General features: G+C 56.7%; 15 protein-coding genes and 2 riboswitches. Of the genes, 7 read left to right on the forward strand and 8 right to left on the reverse strand.

Features of this window, described 5'->3' with window-relative positions:
• Positions 1-173: 173 nt before the first annotated feature.
• Positions 174-286, reverse strand: a riboswitch (glycine riboswitch).
• 110 nt (positions 287-396) lie between these two features.
• Entirely contained in the window at positions 397-1,236 is an 840-nt protein-coding gene (locus tag KI379_RS20290; protein ID WP_212984514.1) for an ROK family protein, read from the reverse strand.
• 260 nt (positions 1,237-1,496) lie between these two features.
• Positions 1,497-1,593: riboswitch (glycine riboswitch) on the forward strand.
• Between the two features lie 280 nt (positions 1,594-1,873).
• Between KI379_RS20290 and gcvT the strand changes: the two genes are divergently transcribed.
• The 3 genes from gcvT to gcvPB are packed head-to-tail and all read left to right on the forward strand — an operon-like array spanning position 1,874 to position 5,844.
• Positions 1,874-2,980: a glycine cleavage system aminomethyltransferase GcvT gene (gene gcvT, locus KI379_RS20295; RefSeq protein WP_212984515.1), complete on the forward strand. Its 1,107-nt coding sequence runs from the start codon at positions 1,874-1,876 to the stop codon at positions 2,978-2,980.
• Positions 2,981-3,037: 57 nt separating this feature from the next.
• Positions 3,038-4,390, forward strand: a complete 1,353-nt coding sequence (gene gcvPA, locus KI379_RS20300; RefSeq protein ID WP_212984516.1) for an aminomethyl-transferring glycine dehydrogenase subunit GcvPA — start codon at positions 3,038-3,040, stop codon at positions 4,388-4,390.
• Entirely contained in the window at positions 4,387-5,844 is a 1,458-nt protein-coding gene (gcvPB, locus tag KI379_RS20305) for an aminomethyl-transferring glycine dehydrogenase subunit GcvPB (protein WP_212984517.1), read from the forward strand. Before gcvPA ends, gcvPB begins: the two co-directional genes overlap by 4 nt.
• Positions 5,845-6,127: 283 nt before the next feature.
• Here gcvPB and ptsP read toward each other — a convergent pair whose 3' ends face one another.
• The 4 genes from ptsP to KI379_RS20325 all read right to left on the reverse strand — a co-directional run bounded on the left by ptsP (position 6,128) and on the right by KI379_RS20325 (position 10,293).
• Positions 6,128-7,837, reverse strand: coding sequence for a phosphoenolpyruvate--protein phosphotransferase (ptsP, locus tag KI379_RS20310; RefSeq protein WP_212984518.1), 1,710 nt, complete (start codon positions 7,835-7,837; stop codon positions 6,128-6,130).
• On the reverse strand, positions 7,830-8,105 hold the full coding sequence (locus tag KI379_RS20315) for an HPr family phosphocarrier protein (protein ID WP_076169674.1): 276 nt from the start codon (positions 8,103-8,105) through the stop codon (positions 7,830-7,832). The genes ptsP and KI379_RS20315 overlap by 8 nt, the downstream gene beginning before the upstream one ends.
• A gap of 313 nt (positions 8,106-8,418) precedes the next feature.
• Entirely contained in the window at positions 8,419-9,273 is an 855-nt protein-coding gene (gene glcT / locus KI379_RS20320) for a glucose PTS transporter transcription antiterminator GlcT (RefSeq protein WP_212984519.1), read from the reverse strand.
• A gap of 117 nt (positions 9,274-9,390) precedes the next feature.
• Positions 9,391-10,293 carry a LysR family transcriptional regulator gene (locus KI379_RS20325; protein WP_212984520.1) on the reverse strand — a complete coding sequence of 301 codons (903 nt, stop codon included), beginning with the start codon at positions 10,291-10,293 and terminating at the stop codon, positions 9,391-9,393.
• A 129-nt stretch (positions 10,294-10,422) separates the two neighbouring features.
• Between KI379_RS20325 and KI379_RS20330 the strand changes: the two genes are divergently transcribed.
• Complete coding sequence (locus tag KI379_RS20330) at positions 10,423-11,895, forward strand: carboxylesterase/lipase family protein (RefSeq protein WP_212984521.1); 1,473 nt, start codon at positions 10,423-10,425, stop codon at positions 11,893-11,895.
• Positions 11,892-12,659, forward strand: coding sequence for a sulfite exporter TauE/SafE family protein (locus KI379_RS20335; protein ID WP_212984522.1), 768 nt, complete (start codon positions 11,892-11,894; stop codon positions 12,657-12,659). The genes KI379_RS20330 and KI379_RS20335 overlap by 4 nt, the downstream gene beginning before the upstream one ends.
• A gap of 187 nt (positions 12,660-12,846) precedes the next feature.
• On the opposite strand, the gene KI379_RS20340 is transcribed toward KI379_RS20335, so the two are convergent.
• The 3 genes from KI379_RS20340 to KI379_RS20350 form a co-directional block, all read right to left on the reverse strand.
• Positions 12,847-14,382: a flotillin family protein gene (locus KI379_RS20340; RefSeq protein WP_212984523.1), complete on the reverse strand. Its 1,536-nt coding sequence runs from the start codon at positions 14,380-14,382 to the stop codon at positions 12,847-12,849.
• Entirely contained in the window at positions 14,382-14,918 is a 537-nt protein-coding gene (locus KI379_RS20345) for a protease (protein WP_212984524.1), read from the reverse strand. The genes KI379_RS20340 and KI379_RS20345 overlap by 1 nt, the downstream gene beginning before the upstream one ends.
• Positions 14,919-15,058: 140 nt before the next feature.
• Positions 15,059-15,478 (reverse strand): MerR family transcriptional regulator, encoded by a 420-nt coding sequence (locus tag KI379_RS20350; protein ID WP_076170132.1) that lies wholly within the window; start codon positions 15,476-15,478, stop codon positions 15,059-15,061.
• A 172-nt stretch (positions 15,479-15,650) separates the two neighbouring features.
• On the opposite strand from KI379_RS20350, the gene KI379_RS20355 reads away from it, so the two are divergent.
• A complete protein-coding gene (locus KI379_RS20355; protein WP_212984525.1) occupies positions 15,651-16,496 on the forward strand; it encodes an SDR family NAD(P)-dependent oxidoreductase in 846 nt (281 codons plus the stop codon).
• Positions 16,497-16,760: 264 nt separating this feature from the next.
• Positions 16,761-16,952 (forward strand): hypothetical protein, encoded by a 192-nt coding sequence (locus KI379_RS20360; protein ID WP_089548306.1) that lies wholly within the window; start codon positions 16,761-16,763, stop codon positions 16,950-16,952.
• Positions 16,953-17,030: the final 78 nt, after the last annotated feature.

A 17,030-nucleotide genomic window follows, 5' to 3' on the forward strand; every position in this document is an offset into this window, starting at 1 on the left:
TTCGTTCTACGCTCCCCGTTAGCTATTTTCGACGCGCTTTGCGATGAATTAGACAGAAAAAAGGACAGCAAAAAAGGCGTCAGCACCTTTTCTCTGTCCCTTGTACCTGAGAGTTTGTGCGGCATCGTGCGCCGCGTTCCCCTTGGGTGGCCGAATAGCTCTCTCCAGAGCCGCGTCCCGCGGCGGTTCCTTGTACCTGAGAGATTAGCTGCCTGCATGTGCCTACCTGCAGCTTGCTCCTTCGGTGCCGCCCTTAAACGATGGGCGGTCTCTCCCGCGCGCGTTCATCCGCTGAATATTCAATTACTTTGCAAGCATCCGCTCTACTTTTCTAAACTCTGAACTAAGAATAAAGCAGAGCGAATACGGGTGTCAATATAACATATGCGGCCTCGTCTAAAACTCCATTCCCGTGCGCAAAAATTGCATCGCTCCGAGCGCCGCGATCCGCTTGCCGTCTTTCGGGGATGCGAAGGAGCAAGCTTGGAACATGTCCGGCAGCGTATGCTTCTCGGCCGTCCGCAAAGCGGTGTCCATGTATCCCGGGTAAGTGGAGGTGCTGCCGCCAATAACCAGAACGTCCGGGTTAAACAGATGCAGCACGTTGGTGATGGCCAGCCCGCAGTAAAAGCCGGCACGTTCCAGCAAGGCCAACGAATCGCCGTCTCCATCCCGGATCTTGGCGAGGAAGGCGTCGATATCGCAGCCCGCCCTAGCGAGAATTCCGATGCCGCCTGCCAATTCGTCCACCTTGCGCGGCCCGGCTTCAGTCGCAATAACGGTGTAGCCCAGCTCCCCGGCAAACCCGCCTGCACCGGTATACATCCGCTGTTTGGAGTAGACCCCGAGCGCCAGCCCCGAGCCGGCCATCATCACCGCGACCGTATCCTTTTCCGGATAATTGGCCGCCTCGGCAACTGTCGCCGCTTTCACGTCATTGATCAGACGGCAGCGAAAGCGCCCTTTGGCAAAATCGTCAGCCGTCACCCCGCACAGCGCGCGGATATCGGAAAACTGCAGGCGGCGGTCTCCCTCTACGAGTCCCGGAAGCGCGATTCCCAGCCCCTCCGGCTCATACGGGAGCCCTGCTATAAAACGGTCAATCTCCCCCGCCAGATATTCCAGCGAACAATCCAGCCCGGTAGGGACCTTCCCCTCGACAAGCTGCCCATCTACCTCGGCAACCATCAGCATTTTCGTACATCCCATATCGACGCCTACTACGTTCTTCATCATCACGGCTCCTCCCAATTATTCTAATTCGCTTCACCTTCGGCAGACAGCTCTGGGACGATACAGTCTCCCCCGGAGTGCCGCTTGGACCAAAATACCTAAAATCGAACATTATGAACATAAATTGATTGTAATATTCGTAAATAGGCATTATGATAATGTTGTTGACACCGGTTTGTACTTTGAGTATTAATAATATATAGAACGAACTCGAACATTTGATTCGAGCTTTATGATGTCGTGAACAAACAATCGTATAGCGGATGATGGTAATGGGAGAGATTACTGCCGAGCAGTAACGCCGAAGGAGTAAGCCCGGACCCGGGTGAATCTCTCAGGCAAAAGGACGATTACCGGACGCATCTCTGGAGAGAATTCTGAACGTAAGAATCACCCAAGGGGAAACTTGCTTGTTGCCCGGGGTTGATGTGGAGCCCGAATTTCGCCTGTGAAGTCCCCGGGCCGCTCCATTCACCGGCATCCGTAAGGTAACTCTCAGGTACCAAGGACAGAGCTTGAAAGAAAGTATGCGAGCACGCATGCTTATTCTTTCGCCCTGTCCTTTTTGTGCTGCTTGAAAGAACTTTTATGATGAAAAGCCTAAACAATCCGTGGTAACACGTGAAAACCGAGGTGACTCATGTCCGAATTGAAAAGAACACCGCTTTTTCCGCTCTATGCACAGGTTCCCGGCGTCCGCTGCATCGATTTTGGCGGCTGGGAGCTTCCCGTCCAGTTCAGCGGCATCCACAAAGAGCATGAGGCGGTCCGCGAGGCCGCCGGGCTCTTCGACGTTTCCCACATGGGCGAATTCAAGGTGGACGGCCCGGGATCGGAGGATTTTCTCCAGCTCGTGACCGTCAATGACGTATCGGTTCTCGAACCGGGTCAGGCGCAGTACAGCGCTTTGTGCTATCCGGACGGGGGCGTTGTCGACGACCTGCTCGTCTACAAGCTGGGCGTGGAGTCCTACATGCTGGTTGTGAACGCCTCCAATATCGACAAGGATTGGGCCTGGCTTCAGGAGCACCGGCCGGACGGCGTGAACATGGTGAACGAGTCCGATGGAACTGCACTGCTGGCTCTACAGGGGCCGAAAGCTGAAGCGGTGCTGCAGCCGCTCGTCGATGCCGATCTGGGGCAGCTTTCCCCGTTTCATTTTATCCAAAATGTGAAGCTGTTCGGAGCTAGTACGTTGATTTCCCGCACCGGTTATACGGGGGAAGACGGCTTTGAGATCTACCTTGCCGCACAGGATGCTCCTGCGGTCTGGAGCGGATTGCTCGAGCAAGGCGAAAGCGCGGGCCTGATTCCGGCAGGGCTCGGCGCCCGCGACACGCTTCGCTTCGAAGCGAAGCTGCCGCTGTACGGACAGGAGCTGTCCAAGGACATCTCCCCGCTCGAAGGCGGCATCGGCTTCTTCGTCAAGCTGGGCAAATCGGCCGATTTTATCGGCAAGGCGGCCCTGCAGCAGCAGAAAGACGCCGGCGTGCCGCGCAAACTGGTCGGCATCGAAATGATCGACCGGGGCATCCCCCGCTCCCATTATCCCGTATATGCGGGAGATGAGCAGATCGGCGAAGTGACGACGGGAACCCAGTCCCCGACGCTGAAGCGTAATCTCGGTCTCGCGCTCGTGCAAAGCGGCTATTCCACCCTTGGAACCGAAGTAGAAGTCGACGTCCGGGGCAAGCGGCTCAAAGCCAAGGTCGTAAGCACCCCTTTCTACAGACGCGAGCGCAAATAAATAGCAGGCTAACAGCATGATACGATTTTCAACCTAATCTAAAGGAGCTGACTCCACTTGAAACACCGTTATCTGCCTATGACCGAACAGGACCAGCAGGAAATGCTGGATACGATCGGCGTCTCCTCTCTGAAGGACCTGTTCAAGGACATTCCTGAAGAAATCCGTTTCAAAGGGGACCTGCCCGTATCCCCGGGACTGAATGAATACGCGCTGACGACGCACCTGTCGGAGCTTGCCGCGAAAAATGCCAATACGGACCAATATGCCAGCTTTCTGGGCGCGGGAATTTATGATCACCACATCCCTTCGGTCATCAACCATGTCGTGTCCCGTTCCGAATTTTACACGGCCTACACGCCGTATCAGCCGGAAATCAGCCAAGGCGAGCTGCAGGCGATCTTCGAGTTTCAGTCTTACATTTGCGAGCTGACCGGCATGGCCGTCGCCAATGCGAGTATGTATGACGGGGCCACCGCCCTCGCTGAAGCCGGCTCCCTGGCCAGCGCCGCCACAAAGCGCAAGCAGCTGCTCGTGTCCAGCACGGTGCATCCGGAAGCCCGTCAGGTTGTCCGCACGTATGCCAAAGGGCTCGGTCTCGACGTCGTGGAGGTCCCTTCCGCAAACGGCGTCACCAACCTGGCCGAGCTGGCTGAAGCCGTGTCCGACCAAACGGCCGCCGTACTCGTGCAGAGCCCGAACTTCTTCGGAGCGATCGAGGATTTGGCCGCCATCGGCGACCTCATCCATGCCAGCAAAGGGCTGATGGTCGTCAGCACCAACCCGATCTCCCTCGGCATTCTCGAAGCGCCGGGCAAGCTCGGAGCCGACATCGTCGTCGGCGACGCGCAGCCGCTCGGCATCTCATCTTCCTTGGGCGGGCCAACCTGCGGATTCTTTGCCGTGTCGCAGGACCATATGCGCCGCATGCCCGGACGGATCGTAGGCCAGACGGTCGACCGGAACGGCAAGCGCGGCTTCGTTCTGACGCTGCAGGCCCGCGAGCAGCATATCCGCCGCGAGAAAGCGACGTCCAACATCTGCTCCAACCAGGCGCTGCTCGCCCTCTGCGCATCCGTGTACCTGTCGGTCATGGGCAAGCAGGGCATGATCGAGGTCGGCCAGCTGAATCTGCAGAAGAGCCATTACGCCGCACGCCGGCTGGGCAGCATTTCAGGGGTAAGCATGCCGTTCACGTCCCCGTATTTTAACGAGTTTGTCATTAAGCTGCCGGAAGGAACCCGCGTGGCCGAAGTCAATGCGAAGCTGCTGCGGAAAGGCATCCTCGGCGGCTACGACCTCGGCAGAGCTTATTCCGAACTGGAAGGACATATGCTGATTGCCGTCACGGAACGCCGCACCAAAGAACAGATCGACCAATTCGCTCAAGCGCTGGAGGGCTGCATATGATTCAGGAAAAAGCGTTGATTTTCGAGTTGAGCCATCCCGGACGGATTGCCTACTCTTTACCGGAGTTTGACGTCCCTGTTGAGGAAACCGAAGAGCTGATCCCAAGCTCGATGCTGCGGTCGGAGCCGGCCGCGCTGCCTGAAGTGTATGAAGTGGACGTCATCCGTCACTATACCGAGCTGTCCCGCCGCAATTTCGGTGTGGACAACGGCTTCTATCCACTCGGCTCCTGCACGATGAAATATAATCCGAAAGTAAACGAAGATGTCGCCCGTTATCCGGGCTTTGCCAAAATCCATCCGTATCAGCCGGAGGACAGCATTCAGGGCGCGCTTGAGCTGCTATACCGCCTGCAGGACGATTTGGCCGGTCTGACCGGCATGGACGCCGTGACCCTGCAGCCGGCCGCCGGCGCGCATGGCGAATGGACCGGTCTCATGATGATCCGCGCCTACCATGAAAGCCGCGGCGAGCAGCGCGACAAGGTCATCGTGCCGGATTCCTCGCACGGCACCAATCCGGCCAGCGCCACCGTCGCGGGGCTGAAGACGATCACGATCCCGTCGACCGACAAGGGCCTCGTCGACCTTGACGCCCTGCGTGCCGCCGTCGGCAGCGACACCGCGGCGCTGATGCTCACCAATCCGAACACGCTCGGCCTGTTCGAGGAGCAGATCCAGGAAATTGCCGCCATCGTCCACGAGGCAGGGGGCCTGCTGTACTACGACGGAGCCAACTCCAACGCGATCATGGGCATCACCCGCCCGGGAGACATGGGCTTTGACGTCGTGCACCTGAATTTGCATAAAACGATGAGCACGCCGCACGGCGGCGGCGGTCCGGGAGCCGGTCCGGTCGGCGTAAAGAGCCGCCTGATTCCGTTCCTGCCCCGCCCGCTCGTGTCGAAAACGGCTGACGGTAAATATACGCTCGAAGGCGGCAGCGACCAGTCCATCGGGCGGGTCAAGGCGTACTACGGCAACTTCGGCATTCTCGTCCGCGCTTACACCTACATCCGCAGCTACGGCCCGGAAGGTCTGCGCCGCGTATCGGAGTGCGCCGTGCTGAACGCTAACTATATGATGAGCCGGCTCGCGCCATACTTCGACATTCCGTATCCGGGCGTCTGCAAGCACGAATTCGTCATGTCAGGCTCCCCGCTCAAGCAGTACGGCATCCGGACGCTGGACGTGGCGAAACGCCTGCTGGATTTCGGCTATCACCCGCCGACCATTTACTTCCCGCTGAACGTGGAGGAGTGCATTATGATCGAGCCGACCGAAACGGAGAGCAAGGACACGCTCGACGCCTTTATCGATACGATGATCCGCATCGCGAAGGAAGCGGAGGAGCAGCCGGAGTTGCTGCTGAACGCGCCGTACGACACACCGGTGACGCGGCTGGATGAAACGACCGCGGCACGCAAGCCTGTGCTGAACTGCGCCTGCAGCTGATTTTCGGATTTGGATTCGATACAATTCGGACTTAATGCGAATTCAGATATTGGAGAGAATACCCAGGAGCACCCTTTTCAGGGTGTTCTTTTTTTATATATTTTTCTGTAAACCGGAGACATACCTACATAAAAAAAGGCCGGCATTCCGTAGAATACCGGCCAAGCTCGGATAAAGATATGCGTTATGCGTAACAAAACTTAGCTAAGCTCAGGTTGATAACTAAGGGTTATCAATCTTGATGCCTTTCTAAATCCCCGCTGGTCACCAGCAGAACCATCCGCTACTGAAGGCTCTGCACCAGCTGCGTCACTTCCTCCGCCGTGCCGAGCTGCAGCGCCTGTTCGGCGAGCCGCTCCATGTCCGCCCGGGACAGCTTGGAGATCTGACTGCGCGCCGGAAGAATGGACGAGGCGCTCATGCTGAACTCGTCAAGCCCGAGGCCGAGCAGAATCGGGATGGCCAAGGCGTCCCCGGCCATTTCACCGCACATGCCGACCCATTTGCCCTCACGGTGCGCGGCATCGATGACCATTTTGACCAGACGAAGGATCGCCGGATTATAGGGCTGATACAGGTACGATACCTGTTCGTTCATCCGGTCGGCCGCCATCGTGTACTGGATCAGGTCATTGGTGCCGATGCTGAAGAAATCCACTTCCTTGGCGAATACGTCCGCCAGGACGGCTGTCGACGGAATTTCGACCATGATTCCGATCTGGATGTCGTCTGCGACGGCGATGCCTTCCGCCGCCAGCTTGTCCTTCTCTTCCAGAAGAACGGCCTTGGCTGCCCGGAACTCGGCAAGCGTGGCGATCATCGGGAACATGATGCGAAGGTTGCCGTGCACGCTGGCCCGCAGCAGAGCCCGCAGCTGGATCCGGAAGATGTCCTGCCGATCCAGGCAGAGGCGAATCGCGCGGAATCCGAGAAACGGATTCATCTCCTTCGGCAGGTCCATGTAAGGCAGCTCCTTGTCGCCGCCGATGTCCAGCGTGCGCACGACCACCGGCTTGCCTTCCATCTGCTCCAGCACGGTCTTGTAGGCGTTGTACTGCACATTCTCCGAAGGCAGCTTGTCGCGGCCCATGTAGAGGAATTCGGTCCGGTACAATCCGACCGCTTCGCCGCCGTTGCCAAGAACGCCCGCCACGTCGTTTGGCGTACCGATGTTGGCCGCCAGCTCCACATGAACACCGTCCTTCGAGACGGTCGGTTCCGTACGGAGCTGCTTCCACTCCTCCATCTGCTTCGCATAGGCCTGCTGCTTTGCCGTGTACTCGGCGATCACCTCTTCGGTCGGATGGATGATGACATCGCCTTCAATTCCGTCCACGATCACCAGCTCACCGCTCTGCACGGAGCTTAGAACGCTTTTCGTGCCGACCACTGCCGGAATTTCGAGCGAACGGGCCATGATGGCCGAGTGCGACGTTCGACCGCCGATATTCGTCGTAAAGCCTTTCACGAACTTGCGGTTTAAGCCGGCCGTGTCCGATGGAGTCAGGTCCTCGGCGATCACAATCACTTCCTCATCGATCTCCGACGGGCTCACGTATTGAAGGCCGAGCAGATGCTTCAGAATGCGCTTGGTCACGTCCCGCATATCCGCGGCGCGTTCCTGGAGATAAGCGCTTTTCATATTTTCGAACATCCGGATGAACTGCGCTGCCGTCTCATCCAGGGCATATTCCGCATTGACCGATTCGCTCCGGATTTTGTCCTTAACCGGGTCAATAAGCTCCGGATCGCTTAAAATAAGCAGATGCGACTCGAAAATTTCCGCTTTTTTCTCGCCCAATTCCGCCAGCGTCCGCTCCTTGATGGCCTCAAGCTCCACCCGCGACTTGGCCAGCGCATCATCCAGCTTCGCAAGCTCGGACTGAACGTCATCCGCCTGCTTGCGGCTTACCGCGTAATCCGGATGCTCCAAGATGAATGCGCGGGCGATCGCAATTCCCGCCGATGCCGCGATTCCCTTGATCTTATTCATGAATCTCGCCCAGCCCCTCGCCAACCATAACCTGCTCAAGCGCTTCCAGCGCTGCGCGCTCATCGCCGCCTTCCGCGATCAGCGAAATGATGTCGCCCTGCTCCAGATCCAGAGACAGAACGCCCAAAATCGATTTTAAAGTGACCTTCTTCCCGCCGGATTCGGCAAAACATTCCGTATCCTTGAATTTGGTAGCTGTATTGACAAGCGCCGTCGCCGGACGCGCATGGATTCCGTCTTCATCGATAATTTTAAACGTTTGCTGCATGAGGATCATCCTGCTTTCTGTTGAGATTTTGTAAATACAAAAAAGGCATGAGTATCCGCTCGGGATCCTGGTCTCTACCGCTAAGCGTTAGATTGCCCCAGTAATGGGGAAAACAACCAAGATCTACAGGTTTACTCATGCCTGATCGTATCAGTAACACGTATGCATGTTCAATTAGGTTCATTACAGTCAGTATTGTAGCACCCATCCCGCCAAGTTGCAAGCGCTTGATATTCGAAAAAGGTACCTGCGCTTCTTCCAAAGTGAAAGCGGCGGGACCATACACAATCAAAGGCGCCACACCCGCAGGCGATCAATCCACGCGCCCCTGCTTTTTGTGAACCAGACGCTGGAGATGGATCGTCAGATATCCTACTTCCGCCGGATATACGGGCCGGCCTAGCCGTTCCTCCATCACTCCGGTCAGCTTTTGACCGAGCAGGTACGTATCCGGATATTCCCGCTGCATCAAGGCGTCGAGCGTGTCCGTTTCCTCTACGGTCTCGCCTCTGCGGATTCGCTCCAAAGCAAAGCGGAGGTGCGTAATCAGGCGCGAGTAGTCCAGCGAATCCCGCGGGACCCGAAAGTCCATCTCCGTCTCCACGATGTGGACCAGATCGCTGATCAGCTCGGAATGCTTGCGCACTTCGGAAATATGCTGATTGGTCAACGCGCCGTGGATATGCAGGGCGATAAATCCGGCTTCCTCTTCACCCAGATCCACGCCAAGCTTCTGATGAATCAGCCGGACGGCGAATTCCGCCATTCGAAACTCCTCGGGGTACATTTCTTTGGTCTCGTACAAAAAGGGATTATGGATATGAATGCCCTGCTGCATGCGCTTGATCGCAAATGCGATGTGATCCGTCAGGGCGATATGGACATGCTCGTTCAAGGCCCCTGAGCTGCTCTGGTCGGCATGCAGCAATATTTCGTTGACCGCTTCAATCAGTTTCTCGTCGACCTGGGGCAGCAGCTGCTTGTACTGCTCCTGCTCCTCCGGCTTGGTCAAAATAAACATCTTCTCTACCTCAGCCAGCGGAATGGCCTGCCCGGTCTTCCGATTAAAGCCGATCCCTTTGCCGATGACCACCACCTCGCCGTGCTGGGGATGCTCGGCAATGATGACATTGTTGTTTAACACCTTGCTCACTTGCAGACTGCTCACACTATGCACCTCGTTTGCTGACGCCTGATAAGTTTATCATCTCTGACAGACAGAAAAAATATCAGAAATCGGCCGATTCGTCAAACCGGGCGGACATGAAACCGTGCATTCCCTGTTTTAATCGCCTTGTCCACCATCTTGATGATGCGATGCAGCCAGCCTGGCAAAATAGTTTACGGCAAAATCGCGAAATAGCGCAGCGGTATGCGTCAAATACCGTTCCTGCGGCCAGGACAAGGCAATCGAGCGTTTGCACCAGCTTTCTTCGAGCCGCAGCAGAACGACGTCCGGCCCGGTTGAGCCGCCCCAAGTAATAGCCGGCAGAAACGCAACGCCTTGACCCGCCCGGATCAAACCGCGAACCATGGCCGGGTCGTCGCTCTCAAACCGGATACGCGGAGCAAAACCGGCTAGGCGGCAAAAAGCATCCGTCGTTTCGCGCAGCGATTTGCCCGGGGGCAGCGAGATGAAGCTCTCCTCCCTCAGCTCCTTCAAGCCGATTTGCGTCCGGTCAGCGAGCGGATGGTCCGCGGGAACCGCAACGAAAATTTCCTCTTCCAGCAAAGTAAGCGACGTTGTTCCCGGCGGCAGTTCGGCCCCGTCGGAAAGGCAAAGATCGAAGCTCGCCGCCCCTTCGAACGTCGAATGCTGCAGCAAATGGAACTCGGCGGCCGGGCATTCTTTGCGGAAATCGGCCAGCAGATCCGGCAGTAAATGCGAAGAAACGCGGACGTCGAGCGAGACGGCGGGAGAAGCAGAGCCGCCGAGGTCCTGCAGCTGCAGCTTGCCGTCCTCAAGGGCCTGCAGGGCGATATCCACCTGGCGCAAAAATAACTTGCCGTGCTCGTTCAGCCGTATGCTTTTGGGCTCCCGCTCAAACAGCTTCGTACCCAGCTCGGCTTCCAGCGAGGCGATCATTTTGCTGAGCGCCGGCTGCGAAATATGCAGGCTGCGGGCCGCCTGGGTCATATGCTGCATCCGGGCGGCAACCTGAAAATATTTTAGCTGCAGCAGTTCCATTCCATATCCCTCTTTCGATCTCGATAATAACCTTTAAGTTATGATAAATATAATTCAATATATATTATAGTTCATGGCATAAACAAGTTATAATAGTTCACAAATCAACAGGAATAGGAGTCGAGCACCTTGATCGTACAAACCGCATCAGGCAAAGTTTCAGGAGTACCTTTACAAGGGGCCTATGTATTTCGGGGCATTCCCTATGCAGCGCCGCCGACGGGCAAACGGAGATTCCAGCCCCCGGCGCCTCCGCAACCATGGCCCGGCGTAAGAAAATGCGATCACTTCGGTCCGCTCGCCCCCCAGCAAACCGATCCTTCAGTAGGGGCTGCGCGTATACAGTCCGAAGATTGTTTGTATTTGAACGTGTGGACCCGGGGATGCGAAAAAGAATCGATGCCCGTATTGGTGTATATTCATGGCGGCGGATTCGTATCGGGCACCGGCGCGGACTGCGACGGTTTGCGGCATGCGGCGGAGGATGGCATCGTCTACGTATCGGTCAATTACCGCCTTGGCGCGTTAGGCTTCCTCTACTTGGGCGAGGTGCTGGGCGAGGAATATGCAGCCTCGGGAAACAACGGTCTGCTCGATATTGCGGCCGCGCTGCAGTGGGTTCAGCGTAACATTTCCGCTTTTGGCGGTGATCCGGCCCGCGTGACTGTGATCGGGAATTCCGCCGGTGCCAAGTGCACCGCTTCGCTTTATGCCACGGAAGCGGCACGCGGGTTATTCCACCGGGCCGTGGCACAGAGCGGCGCCACCCAAGCAATCCGGGATCGGCGCACCGCCAACGTCACCACCCTCCGGATTCTCGAGGAGCTGGGCTTGTCCGGTGCAGATCCAAGCCAACTGCTGGAGCTTCCGTTCGAGCAGCTCATCGCAGCGCAGTCCGCCGTCGGATCGGATACGTCGCGCAGCCTGCACATGTTCGGCCCGGTGGCAGACGGCCGGGTCATTCCCTTGGACCCTTTGGCCGGAATTGCCGCAAGTTCCGGCCTGCCGCCGCTCCTGATCGGCACGAACGAAAACGAAGCGTCGATCTTCATCCGGGACGATTCCATGCTCCACTCCCCTGGCATGGAACCGCTCGACAGATTTTTTGGAAGCCATGCTCCCGCCGTATGGGATGCCTATCAGCATTATGCCGAGGGGATGTCCCCAGCCGACGCATGGTGTACAACGTTAACCGAGCATCTGTACACGATTGGAGCTGTGCAGTTTGCACAGGCCCTCGCTTCCTCAGGAACGCCGGTATGGATGTACCTGCTTCGCGCTGGCGGCGCTCTCGGAGCGACGCACGGCTATGAGGGCAGCCTTATTCATTGGGATCCGGAAGCGCAGGCTCCAGCTGTCCTTGCAGCCGGCGACCCGTACGCAGTACCTGCCGAGCAATACCCGCTCGCAAGAAGTATGCGGGAAGCCTGGGTCGCGTTCATACGAAGCGGGGATCCCAATATCGATGCGCTGCCTGCATGGCCGGTCTATGGGACAAAACCAGCCATCATGGTGCTGGACACAGCCAGCCGCGTTGCTGATGACCTGCCGGAACCGGCTGGAATCGGCGTTCCCCATCAGGTGTGGAGGGTGGACCGATGAAGCTGATCGATATCTCTGCCGTTATGATTCTGCTCGGTCTGCTCCTGGGCTTCGTAGGAGCGGGCGGCTCCGGTTTTATCATCTCGATCTTGACCGTTGTGTTCGGATATCCGATTCATATTGCGCTGGGAACCGCGCTGGCGGCGATGTTCTTCTCGTCCCTTTCCGGTTCGGTCAGCCATTACCGCGAAGGAAATATGCTCCTGAAGTCAGGCGCTGTCGTCGGTTTGGCCGGAGCAGCGGGGGCGTGGGTCAGCTCCAGCTGGTCAACGCTCATTCCGGAGGATAAACTGGGCTGGATGACTTCCGGCATGCTGTTCGCCTCGGGACTCGCCTTGTGGCTGCGGATGGCTGTCGTTTCGCGTCGGCCGGGTGCGTCCGTGAACCAGGCTCCGCCTGCCGCCAAGGGACTGCGGTATTGGTCATTCGCGCTGCTGATCGGCGTCGTTACCGGCATGCTGTCCGGCCTGTTCGGCATCGGTTCCACGCCGTTCATCCAGCTGGGGCTCATGCTGCTGCTTGGCATGCCGATGCGCTATGCGGCAGGAACGACGATGATGGTCATCATTCCGATCGCGCTGGCTGGCGGAGCAGGCTATTTTACGATCGGGTACCTGGATTTCCGGCTGCTCATTGCGGTGGTGTGCGGAACGATGGTCGGCTCTTACATCGGGGCGAAGTTTACGAAGCGTGTTCCCGCCCGTTGGCTGAAAACATGCATGGTCATCACCCCGATGATGGGTGCGGCGATACTGCTGCTGTAATGTAAATCCATGCTTATGATAAATCCCTCAAATAAAAAACGGCGGCTTCTCTTTGGAAAAACACCCAAAGCGAGCCGCCGTTTAAACTATCTTTCTTTTACTGTTTGATCGAGGATCGGGATCCCCGTCGTCTGCTTCGCATGCCGATCATTCGGCTCGCGAAGCGCCGGTTATCCCGCGTAGAGTTCTATGATTCCTTCGTTGCCCCCGCTTCCAGGGTAACCAAATCCTGCTGCACGGCCGCAGGCGCCGCGGATGCAGCCGGAGGCGTTTTCCGTCCCGTCAAGCCTTGGATGAGGCTCTCCACGTCGATGCCAGACACGTTCTTGAGCATTTCCGGAGCCGTCGACATCAACTCCGTAACGTAATTGCTCACGCGTGCCGCGCCCTCTCCCTTGCCGGTGTCCACCACCGTCAGCTTGTCGATGGAAGCGATCGGCTCGGCGATTTTGCCCGCCAGGTCCGGCAGCATTTTCACGATAATATCGAGGATGGCCGCTTCGCCGAACTTCTGGAAGGCTTCAGCCAGCTTCTCTTTCGCATCGGCTTCCGCAAGACCACGCAGGCGGATGACTTCCGCCTCGGCGGTACCTTTGGCACGTTCTGCATCGGCAATGGCCTGGCCGTCCAGCCGCTTTTGCTCGGCCGATGCCTTCGCCTGGGTTTCGATGGAGTACTGCAGCGCCTCGGCCTCCAACATTTTTCTCGCCTTGTCTGCTTCGGCCGCGACTTCGACTGCATACCGGTCGGCGTCCGCTTTTTTCTTCACTTCGGCATCATACTGCTTCTGCCGCACCAGAATTTCCTTCTCCTGCAGGTCGATCTCCCGCTCCTTGCGAACGAGCTCTACCTTCATCTGCTCCTCTACCATCGTCTGCTTGGCGCGGGCTTCCTGGATGTGGTACGCCTGGTCGGCTTCCGCCTTGGCAGTGTCCTGTTCCTTCTTAAAGGAAGCTACCTTCAATTCCTTCGCCTTCGTCGCTTCGGCGATATTCGTATCGCGCAGCAGCTCGGCCTTCTGCCCCTGTTCCTCGGCGTTCGCCTTCTGGATCCGCGCATCGCGCATCGCTTCCGCCTCGGCGATCTCCGCGTCCCGTTTCACCGCTGCGATCCGCGGCTTGCCGAGCGCATCGAGGTACCCCTGCTTGTCGCGTACGTCCTTGATCGTAAAGGAGACGATCTGCAGGCCCATTTTTTTCAAATCTCTCGCCGCTACACCCTGAACCTCCTGGGCAAACTTGTCGCGGTTCCGGTACACCTCTTCCACGGTCATCGAACCGAGAATGGCCCGCAGATGCCCTTCCAGCACTTCCTGCGCCTCGCCCTTCAGGGCTTCGATCGGCTTGCCAATGAACTGCTCGGCTGCGGTCGCGACGTCCTCAATCGAGCCGCCTACTTTGATGATGGCCACGCCGTCAGCGATGACAGGCACGCCCTGCTCCGTGTATACCTCCGGCGTAGACACATCCAGCTTGTGGGAGAGCAGCGATATGAATTCCGACTGCTGGAAGACGGGCAGAATAAAAGCCCCTCCGCCCCGAACGATTTTGATTTTGCGCCCGGATTCATCCTCCGATATGTTTTTGCTTCCCAGAAACGATCCCGTCACGATCATGGCTTCATCCGGTCCCACCGTTTTGTAACGGGCCCAGAAAGCCAAGCCTAGCACGACGATTACCCCTATGACGATCAGCGGTATTACCAGGTATTCAGGCACTGTCATCAAACCACATCTCCTTTTCTCTCATCAAGTCCGGTCACGCGCAGGACGCCGTCCAGCACATCCACGACGACGACGCGGGTTCCGGCGGGCAGCGGAAGGCGCTCCAGACTGGAGGCGATGTGCAGCGTGTTGCCTGCCCCCAGCCTCACCATCACCTCACCGAACCCTTCCGGCGGAATGGGAATCGTCACTTCACCGATGCGGCCTTCGAGCTCGCGGATGGAATATCCCGTGGAATTTTCGCTGTTCTCCATCGGCCTGACATACGCCACATAGACGACACCCGCCATAGCAACGGCGCCGATTCCAGCAATGAGTGCGCTTAAGCCCTGGTGCAAATTGGTGTAACGCAGCAGCAGAATCCCTGCGCCACCGAATACGGTCACCGCCGTCGCAATCACCATCGGCTTCAGCACGTCAACGGACAAAAAATCGAGAAACCCATCCAGCGCATGGCTCAAAATATCGCCGAGCACCACGCTGACCACCGCAAAAATAACTCCGCCTGCCAGGCAGCTCCAATAAAGCGTTTCCATCCACCGTTCCCCCCTGCGCGTATTCCTGACTGTCTATATTAGGGTATACGTTAGAAGTGCCTAAATTGTTTCAAAATTTTCCTTTTTCGTTAAGATTCCGGGAATTTTCCGCCAAAATCCTCCTTTTCCTTCCGGCTGGCTCACGGTTTCAAGCTCAGGAAGCCGAATCGTTTCGGCTGGTCAGCCAAACCACACTCCGCTTCAGGCGCTGTTCCAATCACCTGAGAATCAATGAAATCCAGGATCTGCTGAAGAGAGTCCATCTGTTCCCTGATTTTTGCCCGGTGCTCCAAAATCAAACCGTGCAGCTCCGGATACTCGCTGATGTCATCGCCGACCGACAGTTTCAAAAACGGCTTCATCTCCTCCAGCGGCATACCCGTCTTCTTCAGGCAGGTGACCAGCTTCATCGTCTCCAAATCCTTTGGCCGGTACACCCGGTGGCGGTTTGGTTTGCGCTCTGCGCGCGGCAGAATCCCGATCCGTTCGTAATAGCGAATCGTTTCTTCGGGGATGCCGGTATGCTCCGCGGCTTCTTTGATCGTATATGCATCAGTCATGGCTTTCTTCCCTTTCGTTTCTGGTCTGTTCATACCATCATACAACTTGGAGCTGACTCCAGGTCAAGTCCGGTAGGTTTTTCGAAAATAGGGATTGACTTGTAGCCGACTACAAGTTGTAGAGTGGCTTTACCGCAAATACAAAAACCTATTCATCTGCTAGGAGGCACATATGAAAACCAACTCAATTGCACTGATTACAGGGGCAAACAACGGCATCGGCCTGGAGCTGACCCGCAGACTGCTGGGTGAAGGCTGGACTGTCCTTGCCTTGGTTCGTTCCGCTTTCCCCAGCGACGACGCCTTAATCCAGAAAGCTCTCGCCAACCGGCAGCTTCGACCATATAAAGCCGATCTCGCCGATTTCTCCGCCTTACAGCGCACGCTGGACGAGATCAAGAGCAAGGAGGACAAAATCGACATACTGTTTAACAATGCCGGGGGCAGCTTCCCTGAGCTTGTGTATTCCAAGCAGGGACGTGAGATGCACTTCGAACTGCAAACCGTAGTTCCCTATATCATCTTCATGGAGCTGAAAGATTTGGTAAAGCAAGGTTCCTTCAAAACGATCATTAACACCTCGTCCTCGACGATGAAAATGGTCCGCCGCTTCGAGCCTGCAGAGCTCGCATCTCCACGGACGTTCAAGAAGCTGTTCGGCCCTTACGCCTCTACGAAGCTGGCGTTGTCACTGTGGACCCGCGAAATCGCCCCCTTGGCAGCCACCGAAGGCTTGACGATCCGCAGCGCCGACCCCGGGGGTAACAATACGATGCGGAAAGGAAAAAATTCCGGGCTGCCCTGGTATATAAAAATAGCGATGAAGCTGGTCATGAGTCCTCCTTCAAAGGGCGCTTCGCTTCTATATGAAGCGGCTTTCGGCAAGCACAAGATGCTGAATGGGGTATATCTGTCGAACAACGAGCCCACGGAGTTGAAGTATGCCGAAGCCGGCAGACCAGTGCTGGAACTTGTTCAGGGCATTTACAAAAACGAGTATGCCGCACGGGCACAATGATTATGAGACGGGAATAACACGACGACCCACATCGCAACCGGGGTCATCAGCATCCTGAATGGGCAGCCGATAGGTGGATCATTTCTAAGCATTACGCAGAAATATCTGCTTGTTAACGGAATTATAATCATACTCAGTGCGTGGTTATTATACACATTCGCTCGAACCGCCAGGACCTGCCTTGGACCATGGAGACCTGACCCTTCCGCCTCGTCCGCAAAATCTTTCAGAGTGATAGCCAACATCGTTCTGGAATTCGCAGGTTTGTTTATTGTGCTCATATTGAGCATGACTCAGGTCGTGCCGGTTTGGCATATTGCAGAAATTTATCAGCCGGACGTCATCCTTTGGCTGAAGATGATGGCCGTTCTTCTGGCACTGAAGGGAATGATGAAGACGATTTGGTTGGTCCGGCTTCATTATTGGGTGCGGCGAAGCCGCCCGGTGAACCATTGAGAGCTCTCGTTCATTCCTGTCTGATTGCGTGATTCGAATGATCCCCTCGAAACGCAATCAAACGTCCGGTATAATCGT

Source organism: Paenibacillus cineris (assembly GCF_018333335.1).
Lineage (GTDB): Bacteria > Bacillota > Bacilli > Paenibacillales > Paenibacillaceae > Paenibacillus_AQ > Paenibacillus_AQ favisporus.